This window comes from Bacillus sp. FSL K6-0073, from assembly GCF_038006085.1.
Classification (GTDB): domain Bacteria; phylum Bacillota; class Bacilli; order Bacillales; family Bacillaceae_G; genus Bacillus_A; species Bacillus_A cereus.
The window spans coordinates 3,464,613-3,487,821 of the sequence record NZ_JBBOUN010000001.1; the positions used below are offsets into that span (position 1 = coordinate 3,464,613).

Consider the following 23,209-nt stretch of genomic DNA (forward strand, 5'->3'; position numbering starts at 1 on the left):
ACAATCTATTCCTTTTTCTCTGCTGAGAAGAAGTATAGATTGTACAGTTTTCCTAGGATAAATCCCCTTTTCTTATAATTAAATCTGAAATCTCAAAACAATCAACATTATAGAAAATCTGCCTTTTTACACCTATTACTAATATCTTTTACCTCCAAAAGAAATGAATTTCATTTTAAACCGTTATACCTCTTCCTCAACATAATCATAAGAACTATTTTGACGATCATGTTCAGTTGATAGGATATAATTTGCTAAACCCATTACACTTGGATTCTCAAAGAAATTGTGAATGCTTATATCTGTATTTAAAACTTTATTAATAGCAGCAACAGCACTCATTAACTTCAGTGAATTTCCTCCTATTTCAAAGAAGTTATGAGAAATTCCAATAGATTTGATTCCTAGGATTTCTTCCCAAATTGAAATAATAGTCTCTTCTAAAAAATTACTTGGTGCTACGTACTCTACCTCAGTTGTTACATTCCCATCAGGCTTTGGTAATGACTTTCGGTCTACTTTCCCATTTGTAGTTAGCGGTAGCTTATCAAGTTGAACAAAAAATGCAGGAATCATATACTCTGGAAGCTTTTTAGTTAGATACTTTCTAATTTCTTGAATTATTAATTCATCTTTCCATGTTTCAGAAGTAAAGTAAGCGCATATATATTTTTCACCATGAATATCATCTCTTACGATAACAATAGCTTCCTTTACTTTTTTATATTTAAGTAGCTGACTCTCTATCTCACCAAGTTCAATCCTGAAACCACGAACTTTCACTTGATGATCTATTCTACCTAAGAACTCAATATTTCCATCAGGCAACATCCTAACGAGATCCCCTGTTCGATACATTTTTTCTTCTGGTATAAATGGATTTGAGACAAACTTTTCTGCTGTCAAATCTGGTCGGTTTAAATATCCATGAGCCAATCCTGCTCCACTTAAACAAAGTTCTCCAGCTACGCCGATTGGAAGTAGTCTCTGATTTCCATCTACTATAAATGCTGAAGTATTTGCTAATGGCTTCCCAATTGGTATTGTGTCGAATTCTTTATTGATTTCATTTATACAATAATACGTAGCAAAAACAGTACTTTCTGTCGGACCGTATACATGAATCAGCTTATCTTTCCCTAAATACTCCAATGCTCGTTTTGTATGTGATACTGAAATTCTTTCACCACCAAAGAGGATTTTTCTTATATTAGATAAACACTCTATTTCTAAATCAACCAATGTATTAAATAAGGCTGTAGTTATAAACATAACACTAATTTTTTCTTCTTTTATTAATTTTGTTAGCTTACTTAAATTCAATACTGTATCTATTGATACCATCACTAATTTTGCACCATTTAACAATGCACCGTAGATGTCAAATACGGATCCATCAAAAGAATAATTTGAAAGCTGTAAAATAATATCATCTGCATCAATCTTAATATAGTTTGTGTCACGAACAACCCTTACTGCATTAGAATGTGATGTAACCACACCTTTTGGTACTCCAGTAGAGCCCGATGTATATATGATATAAGCTATGTTCTCAGAATCATTTATAGGAGCTAAATTCTCTTTACTCAATTGAAAATTCTCACTCTTATCTAAACTAACCATCTCTACATCCAATGAGGAATCATTAATGAACTTCTCCTGCGTTAATAGAATTTGAATATCACTATCTTGTATCATAAATTTAATTCTATCCTGAGGAGATTTAGGATCTATCGGCAAATAAGCTGAACCTGATTTTAAGATACCCATTATTCCAATTATCATCTCAGGGGATCTCTCAACCATAATTCCCACAATTGTATTTGCAGTAATTCCTTTATCTCGTAACCATCTAGCAACTTGATTAGACCTTTCATTTAATTCTTGATACGTCATTTTAGTGCCTTCAAATTCAACGGCAATATGATTAGGCGTTTTCTCTACCTGTTCCTCAAACAGCTGATGTATAGTCTTATCCTTCGGATAATTCGTCTTTGTATCATTAAATTTATACAATAATACATCTCGCTCTTTCTCTGGGATTATGTCTATCTCATTTAATTTCTTATCCTCATTTATAACAACTTGTTCCGTTACTTTTTTAAGATGCATTTCTATATTGTCTATTATTTCCTGTGGATAAATCTTTTCGTTATAAGTTAATTTTAATACTAACTGTTCTCCAGGAATTGCTACAATGTTGAATCCATAATTGGTTTGCTCTTCTCCCCTTATATTTTGACACATAAAACCTGTATTACTTTCTGCATGATTAAAACTACTATCATCCAGTGAATAATTTTGAAATACCATTACATGATCAATTAAATTTCTTTTTAGATCATGTAAAGATTGAATTTCAGCTAAATTTATATAGTTATATTTATTATTTTCTATTGATTCATCCTGGACATTTCTTAAAACCTCTTTAAAACTACTATCTTTTTCCAGTTTAACTCGAGTCGGAATTGTATTAATGAATAATCCTACCATCGCTTCAATTCCTTCTACTTTTGCCTCTCTTCCTGATACGACTGTTCCAAATACAACATCTTCTATATTATTGTACCTCGCTAAAAGAATGCCCCAAATTGCCTGCAGTACGGTATTAAAAGTAACTTGATTTCTATTTGCGAGTTGAATAATGTTACGAGTCATTGCTTTTGAAAATTCTATCATTTTTTCTTTTCTTTTATACTCATTAACTTTATTCAAGATTTTAGGAACCTGTGCTTGTTCTTCATATCCATCCAAATAGCTCTTCCAATGTGCTAATCCTTCTTCTTTATCCTGTTCTTCCAGCCATCTTATATAATCACTATATGGTGTTGGCTCCGCTAAATGGCTATCTTCACCTTTCATCTTTCTTCCATAAACATCAAATAACTCACCTAATATAATCCCAAGACACCATCCATCTAACAATATGTGATGATGACTCCATACCAATTTATATGAATCCTGATTCATTTGAATTAAGCTAATTCTCATTAATGTGTCTTCACTTAAATTAAAGCCTTTTTGTTTATCATTTTGTAAATAATTCTCTATAAACTTTGTTTTCTGCTCAATGCTTTCGTCTTGAATATCATAATGTTTGAAACCTACTTTTCTATCTTGAAGTATGACGTGTCTTGGTTCCTCCACTAATTCATACTCAAATGCTGCTCTTAATATTTCGTGTCTCCTCATTATTGTATTAAATGATTTTTCTAAAATATCTACATCCACAGTCCCTTTTATATCCATTACAATTTGTTCAAAATACATACTTGAATTTTTATCTTCTAATGTGTGGAATAACATCCCTTTTTGCATATTTGCTAACGGATATATTTTCTCAATAATAAAACCATTGTATTTTTCTTTTATTTCTTCAAGTTCTTCTAATGTTATATTTATATCTCCATAATCAAAAGGTGTTTGTTCTGGTTCTACTTTATTCGCACAGTGATTAATTATCATTTCAAGACTTTCTTTATATTTCTGATTTAAGTCCTTTATCATTTTTTCACTGTATTCTAATTCATTAAATGTTGTATGAATAACCAATTCACCATTTAAAACCATTGAATTCATTTCTATAGATGTATTCCTATTAATTTTCTTACCCACTGTTTCACCTATAGACCATTTCGATGCAGAGAATTCTCTCCTGTTAATATCTTGATCCAATTCACCTAAATAGTTAAATGAAATTGGTGCCTTTTCTTCATTCATAAATCCCTTATCTTTTGCTAAATGTTTTAATACCCCATAACCTATTCCTTTATTTGGTATTTTCCTCAAAGTTTCTTTAACTGTCTTTATGTTGGTCGAAAGTTCATTTTCATTCCCTATATCTAAAAGCACTGGATACATCGTCGTGAACCAGCCAACAGTCCTATTGATTTCGAAATTCTCTATTACGTCCTCTCTTCCATGCCCTTCCATATTTACTTTTAACTTGTATTTCCCCGTCAATTCTCTGGTTCCAACTGCTAAAGCTGTTAATAAAATATCATTTATTTCTGTGTTATATGCCCTATTTGTATTTCTAAGTAAAGATGTAGTGAGTTCTTTATCTAATGTAATACTTACTGTACTACTATTTTCAAAGTTGTTTTTTGTGATTTCTTTCTTTTTAGGGATAAACTGTACATTCTCTTTTGATATACTTGTCCAATATTCCCTTTCTTTCATTAATTCCCTACTCACGCTATAAGCTTTTAACTTTGATGCAAATTCTTTATAGGAATCTGTTTTGAATCCTATTTCTAGCTTTTCACCCTTTTCTAGTTGTGAATATAAAGTCTCCAAATCTTCGAGTAGGATTCTCCATGATACTCCATCCACTACAAGGTGATGAATCGCAATCAGAAGATGATCTCCTTCATCCGATTTAAATATACAAAGCTTTACAAGTTTACCTTCTTTAATATCCATCTCTTTTTGAATATTTGTAGCAATTTCATATACCTTCTCTTCCTTATTCTCAACGCCCTTAACATCATGAATATATAAATCAAATAGGTTCTTGTCATAACCCCTATTATATTGAATTATTTCTCCCTCTTTTTCTTTATATATCATGCGTAAAGCATCATGATGTTCCATAATTTTATTAAATACTTCTTCTATCTGTTTTTCATCAAATCCATTTTCTCTAAATAGCATGAACGATTGATTAAAATGATGTATCTCTTCTTGGTTTTTCTCAAAATACCAGCTTTGTATCGGGGTTAATTCTACTTCCCCCTTTACTATTTCATGAACCTTTTGTTCTTTCTTTTCTCGTTTTATATATTTTCCAAGATTTTTAATTTTTGGATTTGCAAATAAATCTTTCATTTCTAGTTTAAGACCAATTCTAGATAATCTAGATATAATTTGGATTGCCTTAATGGAATCTCCTCCAGATACAAAGAAATTATGATTAATCCCTATATCCTCTATCCCAATAATACTTCTCCAAATTTCAACGAGCTTTTCTTCCACTTCATTTCTCGGTTCCTCATACTCTACCCCAGTATTAATACTTCCATCTGGTTCAGGAAGTGCTTTTCTGTCTACTTTCCCGTTCGTTGTCAACGGAAGTTTATCTAATTTCACAAAATATCCAGGAATCATATAATCCGGAAGTTTCTGTTCTAAATATTCTCGAATTTCCCTTGCATGTAATTCTTTTTGTGAAACGATATACGCACATAAATATTGATTACTTTCCTTATCTTCTCTAGCTATAACAATCGTTTCTTCGATATCTTGATGAGTTGACAGTTGACTTTCTATTTCTCCAAGTTCAATTCGATAACCACGTATTTTCACCTGATGATCTATCCGTCCTAAAAATTCTATATTCCCATCAGGTAACCACCTTGCAAGATCTCCAGTTCGATACATAGATTTACCGTTATTAAATGGATTTTCAATAAACCTTTCAGCTGTTAATTCTAGATTATTCAAATATCCTCTTGCTATCCCCTCACCTGATACACACAGTTCCCCAGCTACTCCAATTGGCTGAAGATTATTTCCCTTGTCTAATATATATATATTAGTGTTTAAAATTGGTTTTCCAATCGGAATTACCTTATCACCGCTTATTTGATCAAACTCAATTCTATAACTTGTGGAATCTACACAACACTCTGTAGGCCCATAAACATTTGTGATATTAGGTTTAAAATCAGCAAATTTTTCAAATAAACCTTTGATTAAATAAGGCGTTAATGCCTCTCCTCCTACAATAAATTCTTTAATTTCTAATTCTTGTTCTATTTTATTTACATAGCTAAGCATTGTTAAATGTGCCGGAGTAGCATCCGATACATGTATTTTATTTGTTGCATAATACTCAATTAAACTCATTGCATTCCAACTTACTTCCTTTGGCACAACAAATAAGGTATGCCCTAAAAGTAATGTTGCAAATATTTGTTTCACCGATGCATCAAATATAAATGGTGCTAGCAACGCGACATTAACATTAGTATTGAACCTTTTATAAATTACATCATTTAACCCATTGACTAAGTTATTTACACTATTTTGTTCTATCATTACCCCTTTAGGATTCCCTGTAGAACCTGATGTATATATTACATAAGCTAAATTTCGGGGACTATTTAATTTACTGATATTCGCTCTATTTTCTTTATATTCTAATTTATCTAATTGTATAATTTGTCCATGAAAAGATATATCGCTATGAACCTCATTCGTTACGCATAGTATCTCTATATGGCTATTACGTAACATATATTCTTTTCTTGTCCTAGGATAAGTTGGATCAATCGGTAAATAAGCTCCTCCAGCTTTTAAAATCCCCATTATACCTACTATCATTTCAATAGAGCGTTCCACCATTATTCCCGTTACTACGTCAGGACCAACTCCTTTTTCGCGAAGTATATGCGCAAGACTATTTGCCCTTTCGTTTAGCTCTTTATATGTTATACTTTGATTTTCAAAAACAAGTGCCACATTATTAGGTGTCTTCTCTACCTGTTCTTCAAAAAGCTCTGGAAGTGTTTTTTCTTTAGCATATTTTCCTTTGGTATTATTAAATTCGTTTAATAACTTACTTTTTTCTTTCTCTGTTAATATATTTATTTCACTTAATTTCTGTTCTGGATTTTCTACTACTTCTCTTAAGACGTTTATAAAATGCTCTAAAAACCTCTCTATTGTTTCCTTTTTATAGAGAGCCGTACAGTATTCAATTTCTAATCCTAATCCGTCCTCTAACTCACTTACATGTATAGTAATATCAAACTTAACTATTTTCCTCTGATCTTCTAACATGCTAACCTTTAGTCCATCCAAATTTAATAGCATATTATCAGTGTGTTGAAATACCAGCATCGTATCAAATAGTGGATTTCGTGAAATGTCTCTTCTTACATTTACCTTTTCTACCAATTCTTCAAATTGATAATCCTGATTTTCATATGCTTTCAATGTATTTTCTTTTACTTCTTTTAAGTACTCTCTAAAAGATCTATTGCCCTTTGGATAATTTCTCATCGCAAGGGTATTCACAAACATTCCCATTACATTATTTAAATCTACATGTTTTCTTCCTGCAATTGGTGATCCTACTACTATATCCTCTTGCCCTGAATATTTAGAAAGCAAAGTCGTGTATCCTGCTAACATCAGCATATACATAGTAACTTCATTTTCTGTAGCCAACTTGTTTAACTGATTATAAGTTTCACTATTGATTTTTAAATTGATTCTATCTCCAGCAAAACTTCTTCTTTTTGGCCTTTTATAGTCCGTTGGCATATTTAGTACTGGTACTTCTTCATTGAACACATTCATCCAATACTTTTCTTGCTTTGTGATTTCTTCTTGAGTAAACAAGCCTCTTTGCCACGCAGAATAATCTTTATATTGAATGCTTAATGGAGATAATTTTTGACCATTATATAATTCAGCTAATTCCTGCATGAAAATCCCCATTGATACACCATCTGAAATGATATGATGCATATCTAATACCATCACGTGCTCATCATCTGTAACATGTATGATTTCAACCCGTAAAAGAGGAGCCTTCTCCAAATCAAACGGTTTAACAAATCCATTGATTATATCATCTAGCTTATTTGTACCCATTTCTCTATACGTCACTTGGAAATCTATCTCTTTTTCAATCTTTTGAACTGGTTCACCATCTACCATTACAAAAGAAGTTCTTAAAGCTTCATGTCTTTCGATTAATTTATGGAAAGCCTGTTCAAGCTGATGAACATCTAAATCACCTTTTATTTTCATAGCGAAAGGCATATTATAAGATACTCCGCTACCCTCTATTTTGTTTAAAATGTAGAGTCTTCTTTGGGCAGATGAAAGCGGATAATAATCTTGTTCTTCTACTTTTTTGATGGATGCATATACACTTTCTTTTGTAGAGTCAATAAATTCTCCAATCCCTTTTATAGTAGGTGCTTGGAATATTTGTCCTAAAGGTATCTCCACCATAAGTTCCTTATGGATTCTAGAAACCATCGTAGTCGCTTTCAGTGAATGGCCTCCAATTTCAAAAAAGTTGTGTTGAATTCCTATGTTTTCTATATCTAAAATATCTTGCCAAATGGATACAAGCTTTTCTTCGACTGTATTCCTTGGCGCCTCATACTCTACTACTCCTGCAACCGAACTTTCATCAGGACTTGGTAAAGCCTTTCGATCCACTTTCCCATTTGTAGTAAGTGGTAGCTTGTCTAGCTGAACAAAAAAAGCAGGAATCATATACTCTGGTAACTCTTTTGCCAAAAACTTTCGAATTTCTTGAACCCTAGTCTCGCCCTTCGATGATTCGGAAGTAAAGTACGCACATAAATATTGATGATGACTATTATCTTCTCTTGCGATAACAACAGCTTCTTTTACTTCCTTATGTTTTAGAAGTTGACTCTCTATCTCACCCAGTTCAATCCTGAAACCACGAATTTTCACTTGATGGTCAATTCTTCCTAAAAACTCAATATTTCCATCAGGTAACATTCTCACAAGGTCTCCTGTTCGATACATTCTCTCTCCTGGAATGAACGGATTTGGAATGAATTTTTCTGCTGTGAGCTCTGGTCTATTTAAATAACCACGGGCCAAACCTTCTCCGCTGATACAAAGCTCGCCTGGCACTCCCAATGGACAAAGCCCATTAGATTCGTTTAAAATAAAGACTTTTGTATTACATATTGGTTTTCCTATCGGTATATTGTCATAAGAATTTTCTATAATAAAGCTTGTTGTTACTACTGAATTCTCTGTAGGACCATAGTTATTAACAATCTGGTAACTTTTATTTTCAAAATAATTTAGTTTATCTCCACCTGTTAATAATCTTCTTAAAGATGTATTCTCAAGCATTAAAAATTGTTCACATACTTGTGTAGGTAAAAAGCTTATTGAAATCTCTTTTTCAATAAAATATTTGTTTAATTTCGTAATATCTAATTTTAAATTATCATTTATAATATGAATCTCTGCACCCGCTATGATATAAGGAAATACTTCCCAAGCAAATGCATCAAAACTTATACTTGCATAACTAGCATTTTTATCAGTTTCACTTATTTCATTGAAGGAATTATGCCAATTACATAAGTTCACCAATGAATGATGCTCCACCATAACTCCTTTTGGCTTTCCAGTAGAACCAGATGTATAAATGACATAGACTAAATCTTTACTGCTGCTATCAATACGTAAGTTTTCGGTTCCGTATTTAAACAAATGCTCATTATGAATATTAATAATGCTAATATCATCAACTTCTGTACAATCAACTAAATTAATTAATTTATCCTGGGTCAATAATATTTCAGTTTGACTATCTTGAAGTATATATTTAATTCTATCTATAGGATATGTAGGATCAATTGGTAAATACGCACCACCAGCTTTTAAAATCCCCATAATTCCCACAATCACATCAACTGAACGTTCTAATAATATTCCTACTATTTTATCAGAACCAACACCATTTTCTCTTAACGCTCTTGCCAATTGATTAGATTTTTCATTTAACTCCCTATATGTCAATTTCTTATCTTCAAAAACAACTGCAATGCTATCTGGCGTTCGTTCTACTTGTTCTTCAAATAACTTGTGTATTAACTGGTTTTTAGAGAAATCTACATTTGTATCGTTATGTTCATACAATAAAAAGTGCTTTTCTTCTTGTGGGATCATATCTATTTTATTTACACTTATCGAAAGATTCCTTGATATTTCCCTCAGAATATTAATATAATTTTCTGTCATTCTTAATATTGTGTCTCTTTTGAATAATCCAGTACTATATTCGACATTTAACACGATCTCATCGTCATAATCTAAAATATTAAAAGTGATATCGAATTTTGCATTATCTAATTCAAATATTATTGGACTAAGATTTAAAACACCTTGCTTCTTAGTAAATAATTTAGCGTCTTCCAATACAAACATAGTATCAAATAAAGGGTTTCTATTAGAGTCTCTTTCATAGTCTATACTGCGAACTAGTTCATCAAACTGATACTCTGAGTTTTCAAATGCTGTAATTGTATTTTCTTTTACCTGTTCCAAAATTTCTTTAAAACTTTTTGTAGCATCTATATTGTTTCTTAAAGCAATAGTATTGACGAACACACCAAAAATATTTTGTAAATCTTGATGTAACCTACCTGATGCTGCTGTTCCGACAACAATATCAGTTTTTCCAGTATATTTATGAAGTAATATATGATAAGCGCTAAGCATAAGCATATATAAAGTTGCCCCTGTATCCTTAGCTACCCTTCTTATCTGTTCAGATAACTCTTTTTCTATATGAAAGTATGCATTTTCTCCTGCAAAGGTATCAATATTTTCTTTTCTATAATCATAAGGTAATTCTAATTTAGATGGCAGATGACTGTATAAATTCAGCCAATATTGCTCTTGTTTTTTTATAGCATTAGATTGATTATACGTATTATTCCATTCTACATAATCCTTGTATTGTATATTTATCTTAGGTAAATCAAGATTGTTATATAAATCGAGTATTTCATTCATAAATATTCCTTGTGATACCCCATCTGCTATTATGTGATGGAAGTTAACAACCAATATATGCTTCTCTACTCCGATTTTAATTAGTTTAGCTCTCATTAATGATGGTTTACTTAAATCAAAAGGCTTTGTTGATTCCTTACACATTTTGCTAGTTAAATCTCTTAAACCTTCATCATCTGTTACGACTATATCTAAACATTGGTATTCCAAATCAAAATCAACTTTATCATAAACCTTTTGAACTAATTCATTATCTAATACTTCAAATCCTGTTCTCAGGATTTCATGTCTATCTATAAATTTTCTAAATGCATTTTCAAGTCTATTACATTCGATTTCACCTTCGACAAGTAACGCCATAGGAATATGATATGCTCCTCTATTATTTTCCATCATAGAAAGCATGTACATTCGTTTTTGAGAAGGCGATGTAGCATAATAATCCTTTTTCGATACCCTTTCAATCATATTTCCCCTATGATTGTCTTGGCTATTTTTCAAATATTGATCTAATACCTTTATAGTGTCATTTTTAAATATTTCTCCTATAGGCACCTCTATATTCATTCTCTTTTTAATTTCAGTAACAATCGATATCGCTTTTAATGAATCTCCGCCTATTTCATAGTAATTAGTATCTATTCCTATGTTTTCTATTCCAAATACATCTTTCCATATATCCAATATTTGGGCTTGAATTTCATTTTCTGCTTCTTCACATGTAGTTGCTGCAACTTCATCTAGTTCATGATTTTTTATTAATTCCCCCAAAATACTCTTATTTACTTTCCCATTTACAGTCAATGGTATTTCATCTATTTTGAAAAATCTTGATGGAATCATATAATTTGGGAGCTGATTTTGCAAATATTGTTTTAGTTCATTTGGGTTTATGTCTTCATCTGAAACTACAAAAGCATACAGACTTTTCATTTTATTATCGTTTGTATAGTCAATTACTACTGTTTTATTTACACCTTTATATTTGATTATACAATTTTCAATTTCCCCTAATTCTACCCTATATCCCCTTATCTTAACTTGACTGTCTTTTCTTCCTAAAAATTCGACATATCCGTCCTCTTTTAACACACCATAATCACCAGTTTTGTAAATATATCCTAATTCTTCGTGCGAAATAAATGACATCTTAGTTTTTTCAATATCATTTATATACCCACTTGCTACTCCCACTCCACCAATGTACAATTCTCCCTCTACATCTACGGGACACAATTGCTTATTTTGATTTAATACATAAATTTTCTGGTTAGCCAACGGCATTCCATATGGTATACTTTTCCAATCACCCTTAATTTCCTTAATAGGGTAATATATGGACCATATTGACCCCTCAGTTGCTCCACCTAAGCTAATAACTTCCGCATTTTTGAAAGTTTTCTTTATCTTCTGAGGAAGTTCCAGCGGTATCCAGTCCCCACTAAGCAATACAAGCCTTAGACTATCATCCTGTTCACTATCATTATATAAGTCCACTGTCAGTTCCATAATTGCTGGAACTGAGTTCCAAATTGTGATTCCTTCTTTCTTTACAACTTTTTTTAGGTTATATACATCCCTTTGATCATCTATAATTACAAGGGCCGCTCCACAGCTCAATGCACCAAAAACATCATAAACTGACAAATCAAAGCACAGTGAAGAAATCCCCATAATTTTATCATTTTCTGTCACACAGAATTTTTCGTTAATATCTATAATTGTATTTGTTGCTGCACCATGAGTTATTTGAACTCCTTTAGGTTTCCCTGTACTACCAGAAGTAAAAATAACATATGCCATATCTGTTTCATCTACTTTTATATTGACTTCATCACCAGAATATTCCTTAATATTTTCATCTTTATAGGTAGAAGGTGTTATAAAGAACTTACAATTACTTTTCTTTTTTATATATTCTTTTCTTTCTTCAGGATAATCAGGATCAAGCGGTATATATGCTGCTCCAGCCTTTAAAACAGCAAACAAATTTATAATGGTATCTATACATCGCTTACCTATCACACCAATGTAATCACCTTTTCTAACTCCCTTATCCATTAAGTATCTTGCAATTTGATTCGATTTTTCATTTAGTTCTTTATAAGTTATCGAATCATCATGATGAATTACAGCTACCTTATCTGGTACTAGTTTTGCTCGATTCACAAACATTTCATGTAAAGTACACTTATCAAACTTTTTGTTTGTATCATTATAGGTTTCAATAACTTTTATGCTATTCTCACTAAGGTTAATACCTGACACTTGATCATTAAATATAACCTGATTTAATACATTTATATATTGTTCAAACATTGATTTAATAACATTAATCTCAAATAATTGTTCAACGTAATCCCATGTAATATATAAACCTCCATTTAATTCATAAACTTGGTTATCTATATAAACTTGGGATGTTCTTGTACTAAAAAATTTAATTTTTTCAAAATCTATCAAATGATTAAATGAATCATCTGAGTCCTCACTCAATACACTTGTAAATACAATAGGCATTATAGCTTGATTAACCATTCTATGTTTTTTCCCAATAGCTCTTATAAAATCCACACCATCATAATGTCTATGTTCAAGGGCTTCTAACAATGTATCCTGTACCTTCGCAGCAAATTTCCAAAATGAATCAATACTATCTTTCGCATTAATATCTAATAACATTAGAGTTGTGAAATCCCCAATGATTTTTTTTACGTCTTGATGAAACGGTATCCGATTAAAAACAGTTAAATTTACTGCAAATTGACTCTGATTACTCCAATATGCTAGGACATAAGCATATGCAGCACATAAAACCGATGTAGGGGTAAGATTTTTTTCTCTTGCTTTTTGTTTTAATTTATCCCATGTTTCACGTTCTAAAAATTCCGAACATTTATTGAATGTAGGTTTCTCAATTTCTAATGGGTTGCATTTTAAAGGCAATGCTGGTGCACTTGGGAAATTATCCAATTTATTTAACCAGTACTTCTCATCTTTTTTATATCGATTAGATTGCCTAAATTCATTGGTTGCTAAAACATAGTCTCTAAAATTATACTCCAGCTCAGGCAGCTGCAGACTTGGCTGATTGTAAAACATTTTAAATTCCTTGATTAATATTTTCATACTACTGTCATCACAAATTAGTGGATCTATATTTAAACAAAAATATTTTTGATTATTGGGTAATATAAATGCTTTTATCTCAAATAATGGCCAAGTACTTGGATCTATGATTTTAGCTATCATTTTTTGTCTTTGTTCCAATATACGTATCATTATATCTTCTTGATTTAAATTCCTTACATCTACTGTGTCTACAGAATAAAATAGTTCTCCTTCTAAGATTCTTTGTGTTCCATTTTCAAAAACTATTGTTCTTAGTATTGGATGTCTATTAATTAATTTTTGTAATGCACTATTAAACCTATCTATATTAATATCTATTTCAAATTCAACCGTTAAATTTGTAGCTGCTCCACCAATTTCAAAAGCCGGATCTCTACCTATTAAATAGGCTAATTGTATACCTGTAAGTGGGAAAGGTTCATGTAAATTCTTTAAATCTGTAGTTTTTGTAAATTGTCGGTTCTCTATAATTTCTCCCTTGTTTGTTTCGATGTAAGCACTTATTTTCTTTATTGTAGATAATTTAAACAGTTCCTTTAATGGTAAATCAACACTTAACCTGTCATTCATTTTAGATAAAAGCTCCATTGCGTTTATTGAATGCCCACCAAGAACTGCAAAACTGTCATTAATACCAACTTTATTTAGATTCAAAGTTTCCTGCCACATTAAAACGAGCTGTTTTTCAATCTCATTTCTTGGTTCCTCATATTCAACCTCGGTATTAAAACTTCGATCTGGTTCAGGTAAAGACTTTTTATCTATTTTTCCATTTGCTGTTAACGGCATTTTATCTAACTTAAGAAAATAAGTAGGAATCATATAATCAGGTAACTTTTCACCTAAAAATCTTCTTAATTCTTCAACAGTAACTTCTCCTACTAATGTTAGATATGCACAAATATAATTGCTCTTGTCCTTTTCTTCTCTTGCTACAACTACAGTTTCTTTTACATTTTGATGCTTTAATAACTGACTCTCTATCTCTCCAAGTTCAATCCTAAATCCCCGAACCTTTACTTGATGGTCAATTCTTCCTATAAATTCAATATTCCCATCAGGTAACCACCTAGCCAAATCTCCTGTGTGGTATAAACGCTCTCCTTCTGCAAATGGGTTTTTAACGAATTTCTCTAATGTTAGCTGCTCATTATTTAAGTACCCTTTAGTTAATCCATCACCAGAAATACAAAGTTCTCCAGGTTCACCAATAGGAAGTAAATTTTTCTTTTCATCTACTATGTAAACTGAAGTATTTGCTAACGGTTTACCTATAGGTAGAGTGTCAACATTCTCATCTATTTCATTTATAAAGTAATATGTGGCAAAAACAGTACTTTCCGTTGGTCCGTATACATGAATGAGTTTATCTTTCCCCAGAAATTCTAATGCTTTTCTTGCATGGGAGACTGAAATTCTTTCTCCACCAAATAATATTTTTCTTATATTGATTAAACAATCTATTTTCATATCTACAAGCGCATTAAATAAAGCAGTTGTAATAAACATCACGTTTATGTTTTCTTGCTTAATTATATTTCCAAGCTTATTTATATCCGTGACTGTATCTTTTTCTATCACTACTAATTTCGCCCCATTTAACAGCGCACCATATATATCAAAAATTGATCCATCAAAAGAATAATTCGAAAGCTGCAGAATGGTATCATTATTTTTTATTTCTATGTAATTTGTATTTCGAACGACTCTGATAGCACTATAATGCGAAATGATAACTCCCTTTGGTATTCCAGTAGAACCCGATGTATAAATAATATAAGCTGTATCATCAGAACGATTTACATGTTTCAGATTATCTGTACTTAAGTCACTTGAATCTAGCTCGTCCAAATTAATTATTTCTAAATCATATTCGATTTTCTTAATGAATTTCTCTTGAGTCAATAAAATCATGGTATGACTATCCCGTAACATATAATCAATTCTTGCTTTTGGAGTATCAGGATCAATTGGGAGGTAAGCTGCTCCAGATTTTAAAATACCCATTATTCCAATTATCATTTCAAGTGATCTATCAATCATTAATCCTATAATAGCATCTGTATTAACACCCTTATTCCTTAACATCCTTGCTAATTGATTGGATTTCTCGTTAAGTTCCCTGTATGTGAGTTGTTTATCTTTAAACACAACTGCAATATTTTCAGGTGTTCTCTCCACTTGTTCTTCAAATAGCTGGTTTATGGTCTTATTTCTTGGATATTCGGTTTTTGTAGAATTGAATTTATTTAATATCATATCTTGCTCTGCTACTGTAATCTCATCGTAAGTTCTTATACCACCCTTGTTTATTTCACCAGAATTCTTAATAGACATGTTGGATTTCCCCTTTTTTAGTAATTATCCATTACCAAAATTATTTATTATTTTATTACTGTTAAAAATATAGAGAATGAATTAAATAAAAAATTCATCGTTCATAACAAGGTATACAATCCCCCCTATTTAGAAGTTACTAAAAGGAATTCTATAAAAGAATTTAACTTACTACGAGAAAAATTTCCTTATTTTCATGCAAAAAACATATGATAAAAATTTATCTAAAAAATTAAAATAATCAGAAATTTTTTACGATAATTAAATTAAAGACAAATATTAAACCTCATATCACAAGTTACAGATAACGCTACTACAGCACATAATTAAGAAAATGAATAAGTAAAGATAACTATTGGTATATATCTGAGGAATCTAATTTAACGTATTCCCCGAAAGAATTCTCCTTCCTCAAGCGTGTGAAGGGCGTAGCCCTACGATAGGTCGGAGATGACTTTCGGTTTGGCATAGCCAAAAACTTTTGATAAACTTGCTATATGAAGTTCTTTGATAACTTGATATAGAAGGTTGCAGGAAGAAAATAGAGTGCGAAAACCAAGCCATTCGGTTCCTGCGTAAAATATCAACCGTACCAACAGAGCATCCATGCGTTGGACATCTAGGGATGGAACACCCCGAAGTAACGCTCAGGGAGACGAAAGGTTACTTTCGTCGTGGAACTGAGAAGCTCCCACTTCAAGCTTTGCTAAGTGGCGAGTAGTTCTCAACCTCAGTTAACGTATCATTTATTATTGTTGTAATTTTTTTACATTGTTATTTATAAAGAAATGATTTCCTTCCAAATTATAAATCTTAAAATTTCCACAAGTATGCTTCTTCCAACCAATTATGCCTTTTAGACTAATTAAATCTTCTATTCCGTTTAATACAGTAATATCGCATGTGATTTTGTCCGTTTTTTCTTTATATTCATATGTTTCAACTATTTTAAAATCATGTTTTAGTAAAGGAATGAAAAATTCGAACAATTCTTCGTTACGAATTAATTCTTCTGGAGTTCCCCCTAATTCTATAACTCTATTTTTAAACTCGTTATTTGGTAAATTATAAGTTATCTCCTTCTTTTCCCTTTCACTCGGTGCTTTGTATCCAGAAAAAAAGATATGCTTGGGTTTCTTGAATCCCATTCCTATTATTTTATAGTATAATTCATACGCTAATAGGCTCCCCATACTATGTCCATAAATTGCATAATCTTCCTCACATATTTTGTCCCGAATATTATCAAAGATGTCATCTACCGCTTCTTCTAAGCTATTATAAAATGGTTCATTGAATCTTTTCCCTCTTCCTTTTAACAGTACTGGACATAGATTTATAGATGGGGTTAGATAATCACCCCATTTATAATATAACGCTTCGGATCCTCCTGCATAAGGCAAACAAAATAACATCATTAAAATGCACCTCTATCTGATAAAAGTTTGTAAAAATCATTAATAATAATATCTTGGTTAATGACTGTTATATTACTAGAAATTTCTTCATTTAATGAACATACAGCCATTTTGTATTCTAACTCTATATCAAAAATCGCCATTGAATAAGAATTACTTTTTTCTTCATTATCGGAAAGTATACGAACAGCTTTGTGACTATCTATATTAATAGAAAATGATTTTAGTGACATTGATAATCCGCTTCCATAGCATTTAATATAACTCTCTTTCAATGTCCATACCTCATAAAACTTCCTCAATTGATAATTAACATCACCTTTTTGTATATAAGCATATTCACTATCACAGAAAAAACTTTTTGCTATTTCTTCGTATTCAATATGTTTTATTTGTTCAATGTCAATTCCAACAGGGTTATTACTAATTGCACATACTACAAATTCTCCCGAATGTGAAATGTTAAAGTAATAATTCGGATACCCCTTTAAATAAGGTTTTCCATAATGATTTTTCCCCCATACTATTCTTTCATTACCGATTTTAAGCTTTTTATTTGTTAGAGTCCTTACTAGTAATTCACCAATCAAGGTTCTAATTTTATCTTTTTTATTAATAAATTTTTTTATTCTATATCTTTTCTCTTCATCTATCCACGAACAAATTTTTTCTAATTTGCGATCATTTATATCTTTAATTTTGGTAACAAAAATTTCCATAAAACCCCTCACAAATCCTAGTTAAATTAATTGATCAACTACAATTATTCGAGCGTTATGCTAACTGATTTTTCTACTTTCATTAATCGTGGAATGCTAATCATGTAAAAAACTCCTACAAATATTAAACATCCGCCAACTATCCAAAAAAGAGTTTCAACTGCAAGAATACCTGGGTAAAATCCAGCAATAAAAAGTAAGGTTAGTGACTGTGAGAGCATCATCAAAGGATTAATACACCCGTGTACTCTTCCCATCATTTTGGGATTTACTATTTTCGGAATCCAACCTCCAATAGCTACATTAATCATCGGAAGTGCTAGGGCAACTATGCCCGTACAAATAACATACAGCCAAACTGTATTGACTAATGAGCTCAAAATAGTCGCTCCTCCTCCAATAAACAAAGCTAAAATTAGTAAATGATAAAGCTTTATTTTTTGAGAAAGTATAGATGCTATAACACTACCAAGTAAAATCCCGATACCAAAGACTATACTTAATATAATTGAAACTTCTTCATAGTTTCTTGGGGCTAGTTTGTATTTTAAAATAAATACCTGCATCACTGAGAGCCCTCCATTTAAAATTCCGAAAACTATAAATCCGGAGATAAGTGTAAGTAACAAGTTGTGGTTCAAAATATAACGTATTCCCTTCACAAAATCCTTCATTACAATTGAAATGTTCAAATCCTTGATATTATGCTTTCCATTTGGCATACGAATTTCTTCTGACATTCTACAAGATTTTATTAGAAGAGCACTAATAAAAAAACTAATTGCATCAATTAAGATTGCACCATAAATACCGATTACCCAATAACAATAAATCCCGATACCACTACCAAAAAGCATAAACAAACTTGTAACCATCTGATTCAAACCAACTGCAGTAGCATAGTCATCTCTTGTTAAAACACCTTGTACAAGGGATGATTGCGCGGGTGTAAAAAAGCTCTTTACCATACTTCTTAAAAATAACAGCGCAAATGCTACTGGCATCCAGTTTAGAAAAAGAGACCATAATAATAAAAGCGATAATATAGAACAGATCCAATCACAATTTTGAGCTATTTTTTGTCGATCAATCCTATCAGTAACTACACCAACAAGAAAAAATACTACTAATGTGGGCAAAGACAACATCAACTCCGTAATAGTAGCATATGCAGGTTGGTGCGAAAAACGATTTAAAAAATAAAACATAAGTGCAGTTAAACCAATTGTACTACCCATTTGTGAAGTAAAAGATGCAAAAAATAGCCTCGAGTAATTCCCATTTTGAAATATAACTAAAATTTTCTTCATAAGGACTCCCCATTTAATTTGACTTAATTCTAATTATTCAGAATTCAATACCTTTGCTATGTTTGAAACGTATAATATCTAAATCCCTAACGTTCATCACAGTTCCTTTGGTTAGAGCCTAACACACTGCTTTAAGATATAATTTGCCATTAGGATTTCTATCGCGGATTACACGTCCAAATGTACACTACCACTCATTAAATTGTATAGTTTTTCATTCTGATATTCATAATCCAAACATAACTATCCAAAAGCATCCTCCTTTTGATATGCAGTTTATTTTCTCTAACTTTTCACGCTACATTCTAATACTACCTTATATTGTAATCAAAATAATAAACGAATTATTTTCTCAAGTTGTCAAAATCACTAATAAATCATATTTATTAGTGATTTTGACAACTTGATTTCTCCTCTAAAAACGTAATATTACTGTAAATTGTTTTCCAAAAAATAATTATGTATATCTACAATTATTACAACAAGGAATGAACACCAATGTTATCCTATCCCTTATAACTGTTTTAACTTAAGTATGAAATTCATTTTTGAAGTGAAAATGATGTGGGGTATGTCTATGAGGTTTAGTCTTCCAAAAAAAATTGTAATGAGTAAATTCTTACCAAGAAAACGTTATTCGTATTGATGATACATATATAAACCATATTTTCACTCAGTCATTCTAGGACAATTGAAGTGGCTTAAACTTGCCACTTCAATTGTCCTAGAAATGTTTCATCTTTATCTAACATCAAATTAACACTATAAGCAAAAAGCTACTTATAATTCAGATGTTTTTCCTTAAAAATTTTTTGATTTATCTTTTGCAGGTAAAATGTAGTTTTCCCCTTTTTCATATATAGAAAGTATTCTTTTCAAGAAAGTAACTTTTGGTACTAACCAATAAGCAATTATCGCTGAAACAATCCCTAATATAGCACCTGTTATAACATCGAAAGGATAATGAACTCCTACCCAGATACGAGAAATGGCTACACAGAATGCAAGTGTAATCCATAGCCAACCAATCTTTTTATGAACAAGCCAAAATGAAAAACAAATTGAAAAGAATAAAATTGTATGGTCACTTGGAAATGAATTATCAACAGCATGCTCTACCAATTTATTAACATTGGGTAACTCTGCAAATGGTTGATAATTTGAATGAAACTTTCCTGCTATTTTCCCGATAACCTCAGCAATCACAAAAGCAATCATCGCTTGAACAACCATCATTCGATTTTGGTTAGATCGAGTAAACCAATACACTACAATAATTAAAGCTAAGAAATATACCATATATTCTGCCACGAACGTCATAGTAGAATTGAGAAATGGGTACTGTTTACCTAAATCGTTAACGGCTCGAAAAGCATCAATATTGAATTGAGAAAAAGACATTTTCAAACTCCTCCTTACCATATATATAAATCAAACGCTAATTATAATTTTTTAATCTACTTTTTGTTACTACCTAATAGTTTTAGATGGTCCCATTTTATTTTTCTTAATGAATATCTACCTTTTTAAAATATGAAATCAATAATACTAATCCAATAATAGATGTTCCGAATATACCTATATAGGAGTACTCGGGAGGATAAGTGGGCTGAAGCGTATTTCTTGAGATATCACCTGCTGCTGCCCATGGAAACAATCCTCTATGTTCTGAATTTGCTGTCATTAAATTAATCATGGTTATTACAACTGTAAATACAATGGTCGGTACGTAATTCTTAAGTACAATTGTTAAAAGTATGATTGGTGTTGATAAAATAAAAAGCAATAATCCACCTATCAAAAACTGTACAAAAGATTCCCTTATTAAGGATGAACTTAGTCCATCAAATTGAAATATTATCCCTAATAATAATGTTAATCCCCATGCTACAAAAGTTAACATCATAATCCACGAAAATAGAAGTAGGAATTTACTTATAAGAAAATTCATACGTGATACAGGTATAGTTAATAAATTCTTTAATGTATCTTCTGTATATTCCCGAATAAATAGGTAGGCGGTTACTACCCCATATAGTGGTACTCCTATTATTAGAACAGTATATAAATTTACTTCACCAAACAATTGACTAAATACAATAGTAGGAGTAGGATGTTTAGTTTTTAAGCTTACAAATGATGCTACTACTACCATAAAAGGTACTACCGATGCACCGAGAATACTAATTAAGAACATATGGGATCGTTTTAGCTTTAATAATTCTGTATATAACAGATTAACCAATTGTTCCACCTCCAACTAATTTTGTGAAGTAATCTTCTAATCTGTCTTCACTCATCAAGATTTTCAAAACCTGAATATCATTTTGTACAAATATTTTATTAATATCTCCTTGTTGCCCAAGTTTAGAATACACGCGAATAATCCCCTCATTATGAACTTCATAATCAAAAATACCAAAGTTTTTCTCTAAGATTTTTGTAGCTTTATTGTCATTCGATACTTGAAACTCAATATATTTGCGATTCTTTTTTCTAAGGCTGTTAAATTCGATTTCCTCTAAGAGCTTACCTTCATGAATGATCCCCATATGATCTACTAACTGTTCTATTTCCGATAAAATGTGGCTGGATATTAATAAAGTAATTTTTCTTTCTTTAGCCAAGTTTTGTATCAATCTTCTAATTTCCTTAATTCCTATTGGATCCAAACCATTAGTAGGCTCATCTAATATTAATAATTCTGGGTAATGAAGAAGAGATCTAGCAATCCCTAATCTTTGCTTCATCCCTAAAGAATATTTGCCCACAAGCTTTTTAGTTTCATGTTGCAATCCCACGATTTCTAACGCTTCATCAATTGCATTTTTTTTGTGTATCCCAATAATTTTCGCATTAATTAGTAGATTTTCCCGTGCTGTAAGATTCTCATAAAATCCAGGAACTTCAACAATAGACCCAATTCTTTTAAGGATTTCTTTTTGATTTTTTAATAAATCTTCTCCAAATATTTCAATCTTTCCATGGGTGGGCTTTATCAATCCTAATAACATTCTAATTGTAGTCGTCTTCCCTGCACCATTTCGACCTAAAAAGCCGTAAATTTCTCCTTGATTTACGGTTATATTAAGATTATCCACTGATTTCTGATTGCCATAAATCTTTGTTAAATTTGTAGTCTTTATTATTGCGCTCATGTAAGAACACCAACTTTCTTGTATGCTTATGTTTTTAGTATAGAAAGCAAATTTTAAACCGGGCTTAACTATTTCTTAACTATTTCTTAATTATGAAATTAACTATTCATCATTAACTCCATCTTGCTCCCTTGTACAATAAAGATAACCCCACTCTCCTTTGACTTTGATATAAGTCTCATCTAGATGCTAAGTATAGTGTGTAAATTTGTTTTTCTTTTTCCAAATCTGATTAACATCAGGGTATGTTACAATTACTTGACCTTTATGTAATAAGTCTTCAAACACTACTATTTCTCTTTCTTGCTGTTTAGTACCAACGAAAGTAATGGCTAGCTTTACAAAACCTTTTTTCTTTTTCAATAAACTTAGTCTCAACAGTTACTTCTTTACCCTCAATTAATAATTGAGGGTAATTAGTATACAATTGATAAAAGAAAAAAGAAAACGTGAAATTCAAAATTTAATGGATAAACTATTTGAATATTAATTCTTCAAACGAGAAGAGCCCTCCAAATAGGACGGCCCTTCTTTATTTCACATACAAATAGGCTTGCTTACAGTAATTTTTTTGTATAGGACTTTTTCTTAACACATAT

The 23,209-nt window shown here is 31.2% G+C and carries 6 protein-coding genes and 3 pseudogenes; all 9 read right to left on the minus strand.

What is annotated here, in order from left to right; all coding sequences use genetic code 11:
- Positions 1–183: 183 nt before the first annotated feature.
- Positions 184–16,005, minus strand: coding sequence for a non-ribosomal peptide synthetase (locus MHB52_RS17895; protein WP_325859130.1), 15,822 nt, complete (start codon positions 16,003–16,005; stop codon positions 184–186).
- A 696-nt stretch (positions 16,006–16,701) separates the two neighbouring features.
- Positions 16,702–17,423, minus strand: a pseudogene (locus tag MHB52_RS17900) (thioesterase II family protein).
- Entirely contained in the window at positions 17,423–18,142 is a 720-nt protein-coding gene (locus tag MHB52_RS17905) for a 4'-phosphopantetheinyl transferase family protein (protein ID WP_061663256.1), read from the minus strand. The pseudogene MHB52_RS17900 and the gene MHB52_RS17905 overlap by 1 nt, the downstream one beginning before the upstream one ends.
- A 44-nt stretch (positions 18,143–18,186) precedes the next feature.
- Positions 18,187–19,452, minus strand: coding sequence for an MFS transporter (locus tag MHB52_RS17910; RefSeq protein ID WP_016118422.1), 1,266 nt, complete (start codon positions 19,450–19,452; stop codon positions 18,187–18,189).
- Between the two features lie 801 nt (positions 19,453–20,253).
- Positions 20,254–20,853 carry an undecaprenyl-diphosphatase gene (locus MHB52_RS17915; RefSeq protein ID WP_000010574.1) on the minus strand — a complete coding sequence of 200 codons (600 nt, stop codon included), beginning with the start codon at positions 20,851–20,853 and terminating at the stop codon, positions 20,254–20,256.
- A 106-nt stretch (positions 20,854–20,959) separates the two neighbouring features.
- Entirely contained in the window at positions 20,960–21,697 is a 738-nt protein-coding gene (locus MHB52_RS17920; protein WP_000247702.1) for an ABC transporter permease, read from the minus strand.
- The gene (locus MHB52_RS17925) at positions 21,690–22,610 is read right to left on the minus strand and encodes an ABC transporter ATP-binding protein (RefSeq protein ID WP_001273092.1); all 921 of its coding nucleotides are present in this window, start codon (positions 22,608–22,610) and stop codon (positions 21,690–21,692) included. The genes MHB52_RS17920 and MHB52_RS17925 overlap by 8 nt, the downstream gene beginning before the upstream one ends.
- A 117-nt stretch (positions 22,611–22,727) precedes the next feature.
- Positions 22,728–22,847: pseudogene (locus tag MHB52_RS17930) on the minus strand (IS6 family transposase); the annotation flags it as partial.
- Positions 22,836–23,016: pseudogene (locus MHB52_RS36830) on the minus strand (VaFE repeat-containing surface-anchored protein); the annotation flags it as partial. The pseudogenes MHB52_RS36830 and MHB52_RS17930, both read right to left, overlap by 12 nt.
- Positions 23,017–23,209: the final 193 nt, after the last annotated feature.